This window comes from Paenibacillus algorifonticola, from assembly GCF_000971975.1.
Lineage (GTDB): Bacteria > Bacillota > Bacilli > Paenibacillales > Paenibacillaceae > Pristimantibacillus > Pristimantibacillus algorifonticola.
Genome location: NZ_LAQO01000055.1, coordinates 23,533 through 36,876, shown reverse-complemented (window position 1 = coordinate 36,876; position 13,344 = coordinate 23,533). Strand labels below are relative to the sequence as shown.

14 protein-coding genes are annotated in these 13,344 nt (G+C 46.6%); 11 read left to right on the top strand and 3 right to left on the bottom strand.

The genetic code is table 11. The features are described 5' to 3' along the window. Positions 1–149 precede the first annotated feature (149 nt). Positions 150–446 (bottom strand): DUF6509 family protein, encoded by a 297-nt coding sequence (locus WH37_RS31650; protein ID WP_046234653.1) that lies wholly within the window; start codon positions 444–446, stop codon positions 150–152. Positions 447–849: 403 nt separating this feature from the next. Here WH37_RS31650 and WH37_RS31645 point away from each other — a divergent pair, with 403 nt between their 5' ends. The 6 genes from WH37_RS31645 to WH37_RS31620 all read left to right on the top strand — a co-directional run bounded on the left by WH37_RS31645 (position 850) and on the right by WH37_RS31620 (position 7,213). Then, a complete protein-coding gene (locus tag WH37_RS31645; protein ID WP_046234652.1) occupies positions 850–1,557 on the top strand; it encodes a response regulator transcription factor in 708 nt (235 codons plus the stop codon). Further along, positions 1,554–3,002 (top strand): sensor histidine kinase, encoded by a 1,449-nt coding sequence (locus WH37_RS31640; RefSeq protein WP_046234651.1) that lies wholly within the window; start codon positions 1,554–1,556, stop codon positions 3,000–3,002. Before WH37_RS31645 ends, WH37_RS31640 begins: the two co-directional genes overlap by 4 nt. A 148-nt stretch (positions 3,003–3,150) precedes the next feature. Further along, positions 3,151–3,816, top strand: coding sequence for a GntR family transcriptional regulator (locus tag WH37_RS31635; protein ID WP_046234650.1), 666 nt, complete (start codon positions 3,151–3,153; stop codon positions 3,814–3,816). A 24-nt stretch (positions 3,817–3,840) separates the two neighbouring features. Beyond that, on the top strand, positions 3,841–5,532 hold the full coding sequence (gene ilvD, locus WH37_RS31630) for a dihydroxy-acid dehydratase (protein WP_046234649.1): 1,692 nt from the start codon (positions 3,841–3,843) through the stop codon (positions 5,530–5,532). A 173-nt stretch (positions 5,533–5,705) separates the two neighbouring features. Next, positions 5,706–6,440 carry a PepSY domain-containing protein gene (locus WH37_RS34075; RefSeq protein WP_052737373.1) on the top strand — a complete coding sequence of 245 codons (735 nt, stop codon included), beginning with the start codon at positions 5,706–5,708 and terminating at the stop codon, positions 6,438–6,440. Positions 6,441–6,568: 128 nt separating this feature from the next. Then, complete coding sequence (locus tag WH37_RS31620) at positions 6,569–7,213, top strand: PepSY domain-containing protein (protein WP_046234648.1); 645 nt, start codon at positions 6,569–6,571, stop codon at positions 7,211–7,213. Positions 7,214–7,328: 115 nt separating this feature from the next. On the opposite strand, the gene WH37_RS31615 is transcribed toward WH37_RS31620, so the two are convergent. Next, complete coding sequence (locus WH37_RS31615) at positions 7,329–8,291, bottom strand: RluA family pseudouridine synthase (protein ID WP_046234647.1); 963 nt, start codon at positions 8,289–8,291, stop codon at positions 7,329–7,331. Positions 8,292–8,513: 222 nt separating this feature from the next. Here WH37_RS31615 and WH37_RS31610 point away from each other — a divergent pair, with 222 nt between their 5' ends. The 5 genes from WH37_RS31610 to WH37_RS37610 all read left to right on the top strand — a co-directional run bounded on the left by WH37_RS31610 (position 8,514) and on the right by WH37_RS37610 (position 11,601). Continuing rightward, a complete protein-coding gene (locus WH37_RS31610) occupies positions 8,514–8,738 on the top strand; it encodes a DUF6199 family natural product biosynthesis protein (RefSeq protein WP_046234646.1) in 225 nt (74 codons plus the stop codon). Positions 8,739–8,836: 98 nt separating this feature from the next. Beyond that, the gene (locus tag WH37_RS31605; protein WP_052737371.1) at positions 8,837–9,229 is read left to right on the top strand and encodes a DUF4279 domain-containing protein; all 393 of its coding nucleotides are present in this window, start codon (positions 8,837–8,839) and stop codon (positions 9,227–9,229) included. A gap of 297 nt (positions 9,230–9,526) precedes the next feature. Beyond that, the gene (locus tag WH37_RS31600; protein WP_046234645.1) at positions 9,527–10,303 is read left to right on the top strand and encodes an RHS repeat-associated core domain-containing protein; all 777 of its coding nucleotides are present in this window, start codon (positions 9,527–9,529) and stop codon (positions 10,301–10,303) included. After that, positions 10,300–10,710 carry a hypothetical protein gene (locus WH37_RS31595; protein WP_046234644.1) on the top strand — a complete coding sequence of 137 codons (411 nt, stop codon included), beginning with the start codon at positions 10,300–10,302 and terminating at the stop codon, positions 10,708–10,710. The genes WH37_RS31600 and WH37_RS31595 overlap by 4 nt, the downstream gene beginning before the upstream one ends. 489 nt (positions 10,711–11,199) lie before the next feature. Beyond that, positions 11,200–11,601, top strand: a complete 402-nt coding sequence (locus WH37_RS37610; RefSeq protein ID WP_046234643.1) for an RDD family protein — start codon at positions 11,200–11,202, stop codon at positions 11,599–11,601. Positions 11,602–11,998: 397 nt separating this feature from the next. Here WH37_RS37610 and WH37_RS31585 read toward each other — a convergent pair whose 3' ends face one another. Then, positions 11,999–13,327 carry a dicarboxylate/amino acid:cation symporter gene (locus tag WH37_RS31585; protein ID WP_218158269.1) on the bottom strand — a complete coding sequence of 443 codons (1,329 nt, stop codon included), beginning with the start codon at positions 13,325–13,327 and terminating at the stop codon, positions 11,999–12,001. Positions 13,328–13,344: the final 17 nt, after the last annotated feature.

Genomic DNA, 13,344 nt, shown 5'->3' with positions numbered 1-13,344 from the left:
CATGAAAAAACTCCCCTTACAGTAACAGGTTTTATTATTTCACCTGTCTACCGTATGGGGAGCATATCAAAGCAGAGGTTTATGCTTTGCGGACCAGCCCTATTTTTCAAAATTTAAGCATTTAAACGCTATTTCATATAAACAGGCTTCTATTCCTCTGCTTCGTGCCAATGCTCCAGGCAGAAGGCAAGCACGAGCTGCTCTTCCTCGTCTTCCAGCTCAAAATCCAAAATGCGCTCCGTCTCGCGCTCGATAATTTCGTGCTTGGCAATTTTGGCTTGGTCGCCATCCTTGGCAAAAACAGCACGTACATAAAGCCCTTTAGGCGAATAAATATCGTCGTCCTCGGCTGCTTCAATATCGATTATAAACTCGTAGCGTTTTCCGGTTAAAATGCCGAAAGGGTCTTTAATATATTGCACGCTATAGCTGGAAATTTCAATCATCGTATCATCCTTTGATGTGGTTTTCCCTCCATTATAGCAGAGTTGCTTCGCGCGGACAGGCTTTCCTATGTATTAGCTGGATTTATGTGCTTTGTCGGCATGGTCGCCTTTAGGCGGCAGGACGAAGATAGCGATTACAAGTTGTGCCAAATAACGGCGGAGCTTCATCACATGGACCCCCTCGCATAATTATCTACAAGCTTGTAGCTATTATTAATCGCCTTGTCGAAATTTGAAACAACAGAACTCCAATTTATTGGAATAATAAGTCGCAAATTAGGTATTTGCGATTGCTGTTTGGCGCAGTTGTTGCTTCTCCTGCCACAAATAGCCTAATATAAACGTAATCACACATGCTGGATGGAGCATATGGGCAGGAGCGGAGAGACAGGGAGGGACAGCAATGAATGAGTCCATATTAATTGTAGAGGATGAGCAGAAAATCGCCCGGGTGCTGGAGATTGAGCTGGAGGCGGAGGGCTATCGCGTCTCCAAGGCGAATGACGGCTTGCAGGCGCTTGAGCTGTACCGCACGGGCGAGTGGGACCTGGTATTGCTTGACGTTATGCTTCCGGGCATTAGCGGCATCGAAATATTAAGGCGAATCCGGGCGGCCGACGCGGCTACGCCTGTTATTTTGCTGACAGCGAAAAGCTCTGTAGAGGACAAGGTGTCCGGACTTGATCTGGGCGCTAACGATTATATGACGAAGCCTTTTCAAATTGAGGAGCTGCTGGCAAGAATTCGAGCGGCGCTTAGACAGCGCCTTGTTCCCGCAGAGGCGGTAAGCGCGGGGTTAGTGGATGGGACGTGGCTGCTGGCGGGCGATTTAAAGCTGAATGAAACGACGCGCGAGGTTATTCGTTCGGGTAAAAGCATCGAGCTGACGCCGCGCGAATTTGATCTGCTCAGCTATTTGCTGAAGCATCAGCGCCAAGTGCTGGGACGCGAGCAAATTGTTGAGGCGGTCTGGGGCTATGACTACTACGGAGACACGAACGTCGTTGATGTATATATTCGCTATGTACGCAAAAAGGTAGATACAGGCTTTGCCAGTGAGCTGATCCATACGGTGCGCGGAGTTGGCTACGTGCTCAAGGAAGCGCAATGAAGCTGCGCAGCCGGATTCATCTTTATTCCTCTGCTCTATTCGCTGTTTTGCTCGTAGCTATGAATTTGTCCGTATATGCGCTATTCAGCAAATTGACGATTACGAGCCAAATGGAGCGGGTAGAGGCGGAAGCGCTGAAAATTTCCGAAGGCATGCTGAAGTCGGCGGGGACGGTTCCGACAGCAGATTTGCTGCGTGCGTATGTGCCCCTGAACGGTATGCTGCGCATTGTGACAGCCGAAGGGGCGGACAAGCTGCTCGTCACTGCGCCAGGCGAGCAGCAACTCAGCGAGCGGGGAGCCGTTTATGCGGAGGAGAAGCGGATTGAAAGCATTGATTTTAAGGGGAATAGCTATGCGCTTGTATCGATTCCAGTCATTTGGACGGATGGCGCGGTCGTCAATATTCAGGTGACAGAAAGTGTGCAGGACACGGCAGACCAATTGAAGGTGCTGCAAATTGTATTGCTGGCGGTAACGGGCATCGCGATGATTCCTGTTATTGCTTCGGGACGCCTGCTCGGAAGCATCATCGTGCGTCCCATCGCCAATATGACGCATACGATGCGGGCGATCCAGCGCAGTGGTACATTTATAAAAATCCAGCCGGAAGGCCAGTCGCAGGATGAGCTTGCGGAAATGGGAGCAACCTTCAATGATATGATTGCCTTGCTGGAGACGAATTTTGAGAAGCAGGAGCAGTTTGTTTCGAATGCCTCCCATGAGCTGAAAACGCCGCTTACGGTCATTGAAAGCTACGCCAGCTTATTGAAGCGCCGGGGGCTGGATCGCCCCGATCTGTTCGTCGAATCGATAGATGCGATTCACTCCGAAGCGGTGCGAATGAAGGAGATGACCGAACAGCTGCTGATGCTGGCCCGCAACAAGGAGCAGTGGAACTTAACGATGGAGAGCGTTGATCTGGCGCAGCTCGCCAGTGAGTCGTCCAAAGCCTTCCAGAAGGCGTATGGACGAGATATTCAGGTGCAGCTTGCCAGCAGCGAAGGCAAGCAGGCTGGGGCGGACTTAGAAACAGCGGTACATTTGTCGCAATCGGAGGTAGGCATCGAAGGCGAGCAGCCGGGTATTTACGGGTATGCAGATGCGAATAAGCTGCGCCAATTGCTGTTCATCCTGCTGGATAATGCGCGCAAATACAGCAGCGCTGCGATTACGCTGGAAATTGGCGCAAGCGGCGATTACAGCGTGATCCGGGTCATTGACCGGGGCATCGGCATTCCGCAGGCTGCGCTGTCTAAAGTATTCGACCGGTTTTACCGGGTCGATGAGGCAAGAAGCCGCCATGACGTTGGCGGTGCTGGGCTTGGCCTCGCTTTGGCGAAGGAAATCGCCGCAGCTATTGGCGCAAGTCTTACGCTTGCAAGCGAGGAAGGCGTCGGAACGACGGCGACGATTAGATTGAAAAGAATGGAATCAGGAAAATAACAGCTATATGATGATTAGAAGCAGCCTGAAGCAGTCCAGAGGGCTGCTTTCTTTTTTTATGTAAACGGGTAAATGAATGGATGGACAAAAAAAAGATTGATATACGTATACGTATGCGATATATTACATACATGAAAGGAAGATGCGTATGCCTATTCCGAGCCATTTTACAACGCCTATTAAAATTTCGGCGAAAGAACGGGCGCTTTCCCAAATTCAGCGATGGATTATTGATGGTACGCTGCTTCCCGGCGAGAAGATCGGCGATGCCGAGCTGGCGGAAGCTTTAGGGGTCAGCAGGACGCCTGTCCGCGAAGCTTTGCAAATTCTTGAAGTGCAGAAGCTCGTGGAGGTGCATCCGGGCAACTATACGAAGGTCAAAAGCTTGGAGAAATCCGATATTTTGAAAATGTATTCGACGCTGGCCTCCCTGCACGCATTAGCGGCAGAGTCGGCTGCCAGTGTCATTGTACCCGAACAAATTGAGCAGTTGAAGCAGCTGAATGCCGAGTTTACCGCGGCGATTGAACAGGGTCTGCCCTTTCAGGCCATGGAGCTGGACGAGCAGTTTCACAATGTTATGGTGGAAGCCGCAGATAATGAATACCTTGCCTCTTACAGTGCTTCGCTTCAGGTACATATTCGCCGCTTTAAATATGTGTTTCTAAAACAGCCTGTTAAGGCGACGCATGTATCAGTCGAGGAACATCAGGCAATTATTGAAGCTATGGAGGCTGGCGACCCTGAACGGGCGGCAGTCATGATGAAGCAAAATTTACTGCGCCCTATGCGCGAGCTGTATGCCATTATTTAACCAACGATGAGGGGATGGATGGACATGTCCGAGAAGGAAGATTTGCGTGGACGCAGCAAGGATATAAGTGAAGGGGTAAACCGGATGCCGAACCGGGCGATGCTGCGGGCGGTAGGGTTTCAGGATGAGGATTTCAAAAAACCGATGGTTGGCGTCGCCAGTACATGGAGCGAGGTAACGCCGTGCAACATTCATATTGACCAGCTGGCGCGGGAAGCGAAGGCCGGGGTCAAGCAGCATGGCGGGGCTCCGCTTATTTTTAATACGATTACGGTGTCGGATGGCATTTCGATGGGACATGAGGGGATGCTGTTCTCGCTTCCGAGCCGGGAAACGATTGCCGATTCCATTGAACTGGTTGTTAATGCTGAGCGTTTTGACGGGTTAGTCGCGATTGGCGGCTGTGACAAAAATACCCCGGCTTGCCTGATGGCGATTGGCCGGATGAACCTTCCATCTGTTTATGTATATGGCGGCACGATTCAGCCAGGAAAGCTGCATGGCAAGGATGTTGATGTCGTTACTGCTTTTGAAGCAGTAGGGAAATATCAGGAAGGACAGCTGACGGATGAGGAGCTGCATGAGGTAGAGTGCAGCGTTTGTCCAGGTGCTGGCGCATGCGGCGGAATGTACACGGCGAATACGATGGCTTCGGCGGCAGAAGCGATGGGCATGGCGCTCCCGGGCTCTTCCTCTACGCCAGCGATTGCACCGAATAAAGCGGTGGAATGTACGGAAGCGGGCAAAGCGGTTATCGAGCTGCTGAGAAAAAATATTCGCCCCCGCGACATTATGACGCTGAAAGCTTTCGAAAATGCGATCACCGTCGTGATGGCGCTCGGCGGTTCAACGAATGCGCTGCTTCATCTGCTGGCGATCGCGCATTCGGCGGGCGTGAAGCTGAAGCTGGATGATTTTGAACGGGTGCGCAGCCGCGTTCCCCATCTGGCCGATTTGAAGCCAAGCGGCAAATATGTGATGCAGGATTTGAACGACATCGGCGGTGTGCCGGGCGTTATGAAGCTGCTGCTTGAAAAAGGGCTGCTGCACGGAGACTGCTTGACCGTAACGGGCAAAACGCTTGCGGAAAATCTGGCGGACGCCGAGCCGCTGGACAGCGGGCAGGATGTCATTCGTTCCTTCGAGCAGCCATTAAAGCCGACAGGACCTTTGGTTGTGTTGAAAGGCAATTTGGCACCTGAAGGGGCAGTGGCTAAAATGTCGGGCCTTAAAAAGCTGCGTTTTAGCGGCCCAGCGAGAGTATACGACAGCGAGCAGAAAGCTGCCGATGCGATTGCGCGCGATGATATTAAAAAAGGCGATGTGCTCGTCATTCGTTATGTCGGACCGAAGGGCGGACCCGGCATGCCGGAAATGCTGTCCATTACAGCGATGATTAGCGGGAAAGGACTTGGCGGCGAAGTGGCGCTTATGACCGATGGACGCTTCTCGGGCGGCTCGCACGGCTTTGTTGTCGGACACGTTACGCCTGAGGCTCAGGTTGGCGGTCCAATCGGCTTGCTGCAGGAGGGCGATATCATAACCATCGACAGCGAGACGCAGGAAATGAACGTTGAAATATCGGCTCAGGAATTTGAGGCGAGGCTTGCGAAGTGGGTGCAGCCGCCGCTCAAAGTAAGAACAGGCGTGTTAGGCAAATATGCCCGGCTCGTTTCCTCGGCTTCGCAAGGTGCGGTGACTGATCTGGATTTGTGATCAGCGTAGACTAGGCTTTGGCAGGGTAGAGTAGAGAGCACTGACTTGAACCGACGGGCGAATTTGGTTCTCACCAAATTCTAATCCGCAGGTTATATAATAGGTTGTAATACAGCATGCCTTTCAAGCAACAAGCTTGAAAGGCATGTTTCTGATATAAATGGGGTGTTACAATGCGACAACAGCGAACGAGACTGGTGCTTGGCATAACGATAGCTTGTGTGGTCATTATCTGTATTGCTGGGGGGTTATGGTGGCAATCCGTTGCTGACGCGCGGCCTTCCATTACGGAGGAGCAAGCAAGCGAGCAGGTTCTTCAGCAATATGTTGGGAAAATCGTTAGCGCAACGCTCAACGACAACGTCTATGAAGTTAAGCTTCAGGCTGAAAAGGGCATGTACGATGTCGCTGTCGATGCGAAAGGCAGAGGCATCGTTTCCATAAAGCTTATAGACGGCGAGCTGCCTGCTGCTGGGGAAACGCCTCCTGCTTCTTCATCAAATCAGCCAACTGATGCTCCAACTGCGACGCCAGCGGCAGAGCCGACGCCCGATCAGAGTCCGGTGGCAACGCCGAGCCCAGAGCAAAGCTCAAGTCCAGCAGCAAATCCAAGCTCGAAACCAAGCCCGAAGCCAAGCACGAAGCCAAGTGATGGTAACGAGGGAAAAACGCCCGCGGCGTCACCTGTGAAACAGGGCATATCTCCAGATGAAGCGAAAGCGATCGCGCTTAAGCAGGTAAAAGGCAAGGTAGAGGATATCGAGCTGAAAAGCTCCGACCGCAGCCGGTATTTTTTAGTCGAAATCGATGCGCCAGACGACCGTGAGGCTACGGTACAGGTTCATGCTGTAACGGGAGCCATTATGTCGATCACATGGGACGAGGACGATGATCAAGAAGACGATTAAGTCTAAATGAACGCAGACTCAGTCTTTTATCATCAAATTCTAATGTTGCTGTCATGGTCATCTCATTTGCCGCAGGTAAAGTAAGGGTGAGACAAGCGAGAGACATTTAAAATGGGAGGAACAGGATCATGATGAATAAAAAAATCTGGATAGGCGTTGTATCGGTTACTTTGGCGCTCGGTGCAATGGGCGGTGCAGCAACGGCTGCTTCAAATACGAAAACCTTGATCGGCAAAGCCGAAGCGAAAAAAATCGCCTTGAAGCATGTGGACGGCCGAATTGACGGTGTAGACCTGGAACGTAATCAAACAGGTATCTTTTACGAGGTGGAAGTCGAGCGCGGAGCTTATCAGGATGAAGTCGATGTGCATATCGATGCTTACAGCGGCAAGCTGCTAGGCATTTATGACAGTGATGATGATGACGACGACCGCCGTGCAGCTCAAGCGACAGCTCCAGCAGGAACAGCGTCGAACGCAGGGACAGTGAATCAGCCGGCTGCCAGCCCATCAACAAGCACAGGGACGACAGCCTTAAAGACAGCTGAGCAAGCTGGAGCCATTGCAGTTGCTAAAGTTGGAGGGACGGTAGTCAAGGTTAATCGCGATCGTGATGATGGCAGAATCATTTACGAGGTTGACCTGCGTATCACGGGCGGTAAAGCTGAAGTAGAAGTTGATGCAGCAACGGGAAAAGTGCTGTCCGTGGATAAAGATTACCACGATGATGACAACGATGATGATGATGACGATGATCATTATGATGAGGATTAAGAAATCGTAGCAAGCGAAAGTTTTTATTTTGAAAATAAAGCGATTGAATCGAAAAAAAGGGGGCATCTGCGGATGCTCCCTTTTTTATAGTAGGCAGAAAGCTGCTTATGCAGCTTTAGCGCTGTTTTTTCGGTGCTTGCCCAGCCTGCGGAGCTGGAGCAGCATTTTTAAATGGATTAAGAAACAGCTTGGGAATGCCCGTATCAAAACGGAGCAGCTTGCCGGTGTGCGGATGCTCGAAAGCAAGTACGCGCGCATGCAAACCGAGCCTGCCAATTGGCTTAAGCCGCGCTCCGTATTTTTTATCTCCGGTAATGGGATGGCCGATGTCCTCCATGTGGACGCGGATTTGATTTTTGCGGCCAGTCTCCAGATGCACTTCCAATAAGGAGAAGCTGTCGCTTGCCTGAATTAGCTTGTAGTGGGTTACAGCGTGCTGTCCGTCATTTGGATGGGAGCTGGAATACATTTTCAGCGTGCTGCTTTCCTTGAGCCACGATTGGATGGTGCCTTCGGGCTTGCGTACTTTACCTTCTACGAGTGCTACATAGGAGCGCTCCTTGACGGCTTCCTGCCAGTTGTTTTGGAGCGATTGCTGCACCTTCTCGGTTTTGGCAAACATCATGACACCAGATGTGTCACGGTCCAGGCGATGCACGACGAAAATGCGATTTTTCGGATCGAAGGTTCGAACATGCGCCATCAGCTGGCGGTAAGCGGTAACCTCCTGCTCATCCTTGGAGGAAGCGATGGACAACAGTCCCGCATCCTTCTGTACGACGATAATGGCATCGTCCTCATGTAAAATGGTGAGTCCCATAAGCGGCGGCGCTTCTACCGCTTTTTCCGTATTTATGGAAACCGTCTGCCCGACTTCGAGCGGGAAATTATATTTCGTTTGTACGCGCTTATCGACCGATACTTGCCCGCGCGCCAAAACCGATTTTACCGAATTGCGCCCCATGCTGGCCAAGTGGATCAATAAAAAAGCCAGCAGCTCCGACGGCTCATTGACCGTGAATTGCTTGGCTTGCGCGGCTTTACGCGGCTTGCCGCCTTCATTTTGTTTCCTAGACATGCTTAAATACCCCCTGCTTGTTCACTGCTGCTATCACTATACCACGGTTGGAAGGGATAATTCTATGCGCGGCGGCTGAAAAATGGTGGATTGGCCTAATAGTGGCTATATAGCTTTATGTACATTTGTTATAGTAGTAATGCGGAAGCAGGTTGACGCGCAAACAATTTTTGTACCTTTCCGTTTTTGTCTAAATTTCAAAGACAATGGAGAGAGCATAAAATGTTTGGCATTATTTTAGTAATTGCAGTTGGGGGCCTAAATGTGACCATTCCGAGAAAGCTTTTGTTTTTATCGTCATTGATGCTTAGATATAAAAATGGTAATTTTACCATTGCTCCAGAGGAGCCTTCGTTATTTATGGTGATTATGTACCGTATATTGGGCAGTTTTTTTATAGCGATAGGAGTATTTTTATTCGTAATGAGACTGAAAGGACTGTTTTAGGTTAGTGGTAAACTACATATAAACTCTGCCTAACTATTGGACCTGGCAAATAAGCGTGATACGAGTTTAAATCAATTTGCAGAATAGGGGCGTTAAAATTGCGAACAACAGTTATGGTTGATTTTTTTGCTAGAGGAGATTTTGATCCGGATTTATTTACTAAAGCTGTGGAAATAAAGCCATCCAAGCAGCACAGGGCGGGGGATATTATTAATGCTTTGCACAAACGAAAAGAAGATGTGTGGATTCTAGACACGGGGTATGAGGAGTCCTATGATATCAATGATCAACTAAATGAAATATTGAATCAATTAATAGAGAAAGAGGAGTTATTAAAAGAGTTAAAGGAACGAATGATGATTTCCTACGACTTATGTGTAGTTGTTAATGTTGAAAATAATGAGACTCCAGCTATTTATTTTGAAGAGCCATTCATTGGATTTGCCAGTAGGATAAAAATGAAGTTCTCAATTGACCTGTACGTTTCTTAGTTTATTGTATTATTGAATAAGCTCAGCGTCTCTGAACCTATGATCATGATCTTGAATTTGAAGAATTAAATGGTCAGGAAAGGCTTCTTTTTAGTGAACTAGCTAGAGCATCATCTAGATATTCGCCATTTGAACAGGCACGCATACTTTATCCAAACGTATATTCTGATGAAGAGGAGATAGAACGTATTATTAATAAAATAACTAAGCTATTGAATATTTGAATAGATTAAATGCCATATGTGAGTATTCACTCCATATGGTTTCTTTTTGTTAAATTGACAGAAACCCCACCCAGTGGCGAATGAAGGGGATCTGACGAATCCTTTAAGTCAAAACCTTTATACGTATGTGCATAATAATCCTCTTAACTGGGTTGACTCTCTAGGTCATTGGATTGAAGGTATTGACAATCAATTATCAGTATCAGATCAGACTAAAATAAGGCAACTTACGTCTGATTGGTATGAGGCCAAAGGCAATAAAGCATTACAAGCAAATTTAAGTCAAGCTGCTCAAAATACTAGGATAAAACATTTTATAAATGTAGCAAATAAAACTAGAGAAAAGTTAAATGATGATTTTGTTGAGGCAATTGCTGATTCCATACCTAACCCAAGGAGTGCCATAAAGAATGCATCAAAGTCAATAATAAAAATGTTTGTTAAATCTATGGACGATGATGTAACCTTCATTTATAGGAGATCTGACAATACCGATTCTCAAAGTATGACAGCAGAACATCGTGATGTAATGAAAATGAGAAAAGGAGTGTTACAAAGAAAAGGTAGAAATGATGAAGCCTTATCATGGTCTACTAATATGATGCTACCAGGGTGGGTGTCTACTGTAGAAGCGATTAATGCAACAGGAATATTTGAAGCGAAATTAGATGGAAATGGACATGTTTCAATTGCTCCGACTGCCGCCGTACAGAAGGCATTTGGGACTATGGCGGACTGGAGAAATAGCTACGATAATGCGAATACTACTCGTCATTTTTATACAGCCATTCTTATGACGCGGTCAGCATTGCAGTTAAATAATACTTATTGTAAAGGTCGGGGAATATGAATGTTAATTTCGGTGACATAGTTGCAGGCGAGCGAGTAGGGAAGTATAAATTGGGGAGTAGTTTGGAGGAATTACTTGAAGTGATTGAATCTCCTTATGTCATATCAGAGAGCTCGAATACAATAAATATAGATATAGATATAGATAATATTCACTTCTTTGTATCGAAAAAAACGGGAGAATTATCAACGATAACTGTATTTGGTGATTATAAAGGGAAATACTTAAGTAAGATTTGCATAGGTTCAACATTAATGGATTTAGAGGATTTAGATATAGAAGATTTAGAGTATGATTCAATGGAAAACGAATATAATATGCAAGGTCTTACATTTTGCTTTTCATTAAAAAATGAACAGGGTGACAGATTTTTAGAGCACATGGTAATATGGAAATCGATAGAATGACATTCATCTAAATTACCATTCTCATAATGTGTTAGATTATAATATTCTTAGATAATTTCATATGAAATAATCCGACCACATGCGAGTGTAAGCTCCGTGTGGTTTCTTTATGCCTGTGAACTGTATTCACTGTTCTGCATAAACTTGTTTTAAAGTTACAGTAATCTGAAAAATATATAACTGAAACAACCTTTGAGGATATTTGTATTAAGTTATATCTACAATCTGTTTTGGCTCAAATGTATTTTGAATTACAACCAAGTGTTTTAAACGATTTAGCAAAATTAATAATACGGTTTGAAGTTTCAATATTATCTTGGGGAGGGGTAGAGGATAAGTAAATTTAATCCTAAATTACGAAAGCCCATAAAATCAGGCGTTTGAGAACAATAGATTTGGGCATCACAACCATCTATGTAAGCATGATTTGCAATTGAAATCAGATATTGGAGCAACAAATAAACAAATTATTGGAATAAGGAGATTAAGATGTATTTATTAAAGAGGATGATAGCATTCCTGCTCGATGTAACTCTATGCGGCGTGTTTGTAGCGCCAATAATGTATTATTCATTTAACACTTGGAGTGTAAAATTGGTCTTTTTTTTAAGAAATCCAATTTTACTGAGTATACTTTTTTGCTGTTTTATTATAATTTATTTCATTTTCTTTGAATTGTTATTTGGTATTACATTAGGTAAAAAGATTTTAAATTTGACGCTTTATTCGGAAAATAACGATAAAATCAGTAAAAAAGGGATAGTGATAAGGAATTTGACTAGAATTATTGATCATGGGTTACTTCCAATCGGTTTATTTATGATGGTTTTCACGAAAAATAAACGAGTGGGAGATTTGATTTCAAAAATCAGTATTATGGAGAGAAGATAGAATGGTAGGCATAATTTTATTGATAGTGGTTGGTACTCTTAATGTAATGATCCCAAGAAAACTAATATTTTTGTCTTCATTAGCTTAGATCTAAAAATGGTAATTTCACCTTTTCACTAGAAGAGCCTACAATGTTTGCTGTTATTGTACATCGTGTTCTTGGAAGTTTATTTATAGTTCTTGGAGTGTTTTTGCTCATTATGAGATTTAAGGGATTGTATTAAATTTAGTTTTGATCAGTTGTATACATGCTCCAAATAAAATATAAATACAGTTAACATAGAAAAAAGAATTCAATTTCTCTGATTGTAAAAATGAAAAGCTCAGCGCCTTGCCAAGACAAGGCGCTGAGTTTTTTTCACTGTTGCCACTAAGACTGAAGCAACATATTTGAGAGTTAGGACTGCTCTGCAGCTGGCTTAACGAGATTTCCACCGAGACCCGTGCTTGCAGTAGCAGGAGTAGGCTCGACTTTCGCGGTTACAGCCGCTTCCGGCGCGCCGTTCGGATGAAATTCATTTTCCATCTTGGCGACGACGACGGTTGCGACGCCGTTGCCGATCAGGTTCGTGATGGCGCGGGCTTCAGACATGAAGCGATCAACGCCGAGCAGCAGCGCCATACCGGCAACAGGAATACTAGGGAAAGCGGCAAGCGTCGCTGCCAGCGTAATAAACCCGGAGCCTGTAACGCCTGCGGCTCCCTTGGACGTCAGCATCAATATGCCGAGCAGCGTAATTTGCTGCCACAGCGACATCTCAACACCGGATGCTTGAGCCACGAACATCGCGGCCATGGACAAATAAATCGCCGTACCGTCAAGGTTGAACGAGTAGCCGGTTGGAACGACGAGCCCTACGACCGGCTTGGAGCAGCCGTATTTTTCAAGCTTATCCATCATGCGCGGCAGCGCCGATTCGGAGGACGAAGTGCCGAGCACGAGGAAGATTTCATCCTTGATGTAGCGGATAAAGCTGAAAATGCTAAAGCCATAAAAGCGGGCAATCGAGCCGAGCACAATAATAATGAACAGCGCCATCGTAATATAGACGGAGCCCATCAGCTTGCCCAGCGAGGTCAGCGAGCCAATGCCGAATTTGCCGATTGTGTAGGACATTGCGCCGAAGGCAGCAATCGGTGAAAGCTTCATAATCATATTGACGATGCCGAAAAAGCCATGGGACAGCTTGTCGAACAGCTGGATAACGGGTTTTGCCGACTCGCCCATCGCCGTAAGCGACAAGCCGAATAAAATCGCAAACAGCAGTATCGGCAGCAAGTCGCCGCCAGCCATGGCCGAAATGACGTTATCCGGAATAATGCCGAGTATAAAATCCACCATGCTGTGGCTGGACTGGGCAGCTGCATCCGTGTATTTCGTAATGTCGCCGCTTGCTTTGCTGGCATCAATGCCTGCGCCCGGCTTAACGATATTGACAACGAGGAGACCAATCGCAAGCGCTACTGTCGTCACAATTTCAAAATAGAGCAGCGCCTTGCCGCCAATGCGGCCGACTTTTTTCATATCGCCCATATTGGCAATGCCGTTCACGACGGTGAAAAAGACGATGGGCGCAATGACCATTTTGATCAGCTTAATGAATCCATCGGCAAGAACTTTCATTTTCTCGCCAAACTCCGGGAAGAAATGACCGAATAAAATACCAATAACGATAGCACACACGACTTGGACGGTTAGGTTTTTCAGGTTGAATTTCAGCTTCATGAGGAGGTCCCCACTTT

Excerpts from the sequence above, each read along its gene's own strand:
- WH37_RS31650 (WP_046234653.1), bottom strand. The coding sequence starts at position 446 with ATGATTGAAATTTCCAGCTATAGCGTGCAATATATTAAAGACCCTTTC.
- WH37_RS34075 (WP_052737373.1), top strand. The coding sequence starts at position 5,706 with ATGCGACAACAGCGAACGAGACTGGTGCTTGGCATAACGATAGCTTGT.
- ilvD (WP_046234649.1), top strand. The coding sequence starts at position 3,841 with ATGTCCGAGAAGGAAGATTTGCGTGGACGCAGCAAGGATATAAGTGAA.
- WH37_RS31640 (WP_046234651.1), top strand. The coding sequence starts at position 1,554 with ATGAAGCTGCGCAGCCGGATTCATCTTTATTCCTCTGCTCTATTCGCT.
- WH37_RS31610 (WP_046234646.1), top strand. The coding sequence starts at position 8,514 with ATGTTTGGCATTATTTTAGTAATTGCAGTTGGGGGCCTAAATGTGACC.
- WH37_RS31615 (WP_046234647.1), bottom strand. The coding sequence starts at position 8,291 with ATGTCTAGGAAACAAAATGAAGGCGGCAAGCCGCGTAAAGCCGCGCAA.
- WH37_RS37610 (WP_046234643.1), top strand. The coding sequence starts at position 11,200 with ATGTATTTATTAAAGAGGATGATAGCATTCCTGCTCGATGTAACTCTA.
- WH37_RS31585 (WP_218158269.1), bottom strand. The coding sequence starts at position 13,327 with ATGAAGCTGAAATTCAACCTGAAAAACCTAACCGTCCAAGTCGTGTGT.
- WH37_RS31645 (WP_046234652.1), top strand. The coding sequence starts at position 850 with ATGAATGAGTCCATATTAATTGTAGAGGATGAGCAGAAAATCGCCCGG.
- WH37_RS31635 (WP_046234650.1), top strand. The coding sequence starts at position 3,151 with ATGCCTATTCCGAGCCATTTTACAACGCCTATTAAAATTTCGGCGAAA.
- WH37_RS31620 (WP_046234648.1), top strand. The coding sequence starts at position 6,569 with ATGATGAATAAAAAAATCTGGATAGGCGTTGTATCGGTTACTTTGGCG.
- WH37_RS31595 (WP_046234644.1), top strand. The coding sequence starts at position 10,300 with ATGAATGTTAATTTCGGTGACATAGTTGCAGGCGAGCGAGTAGGGAAG.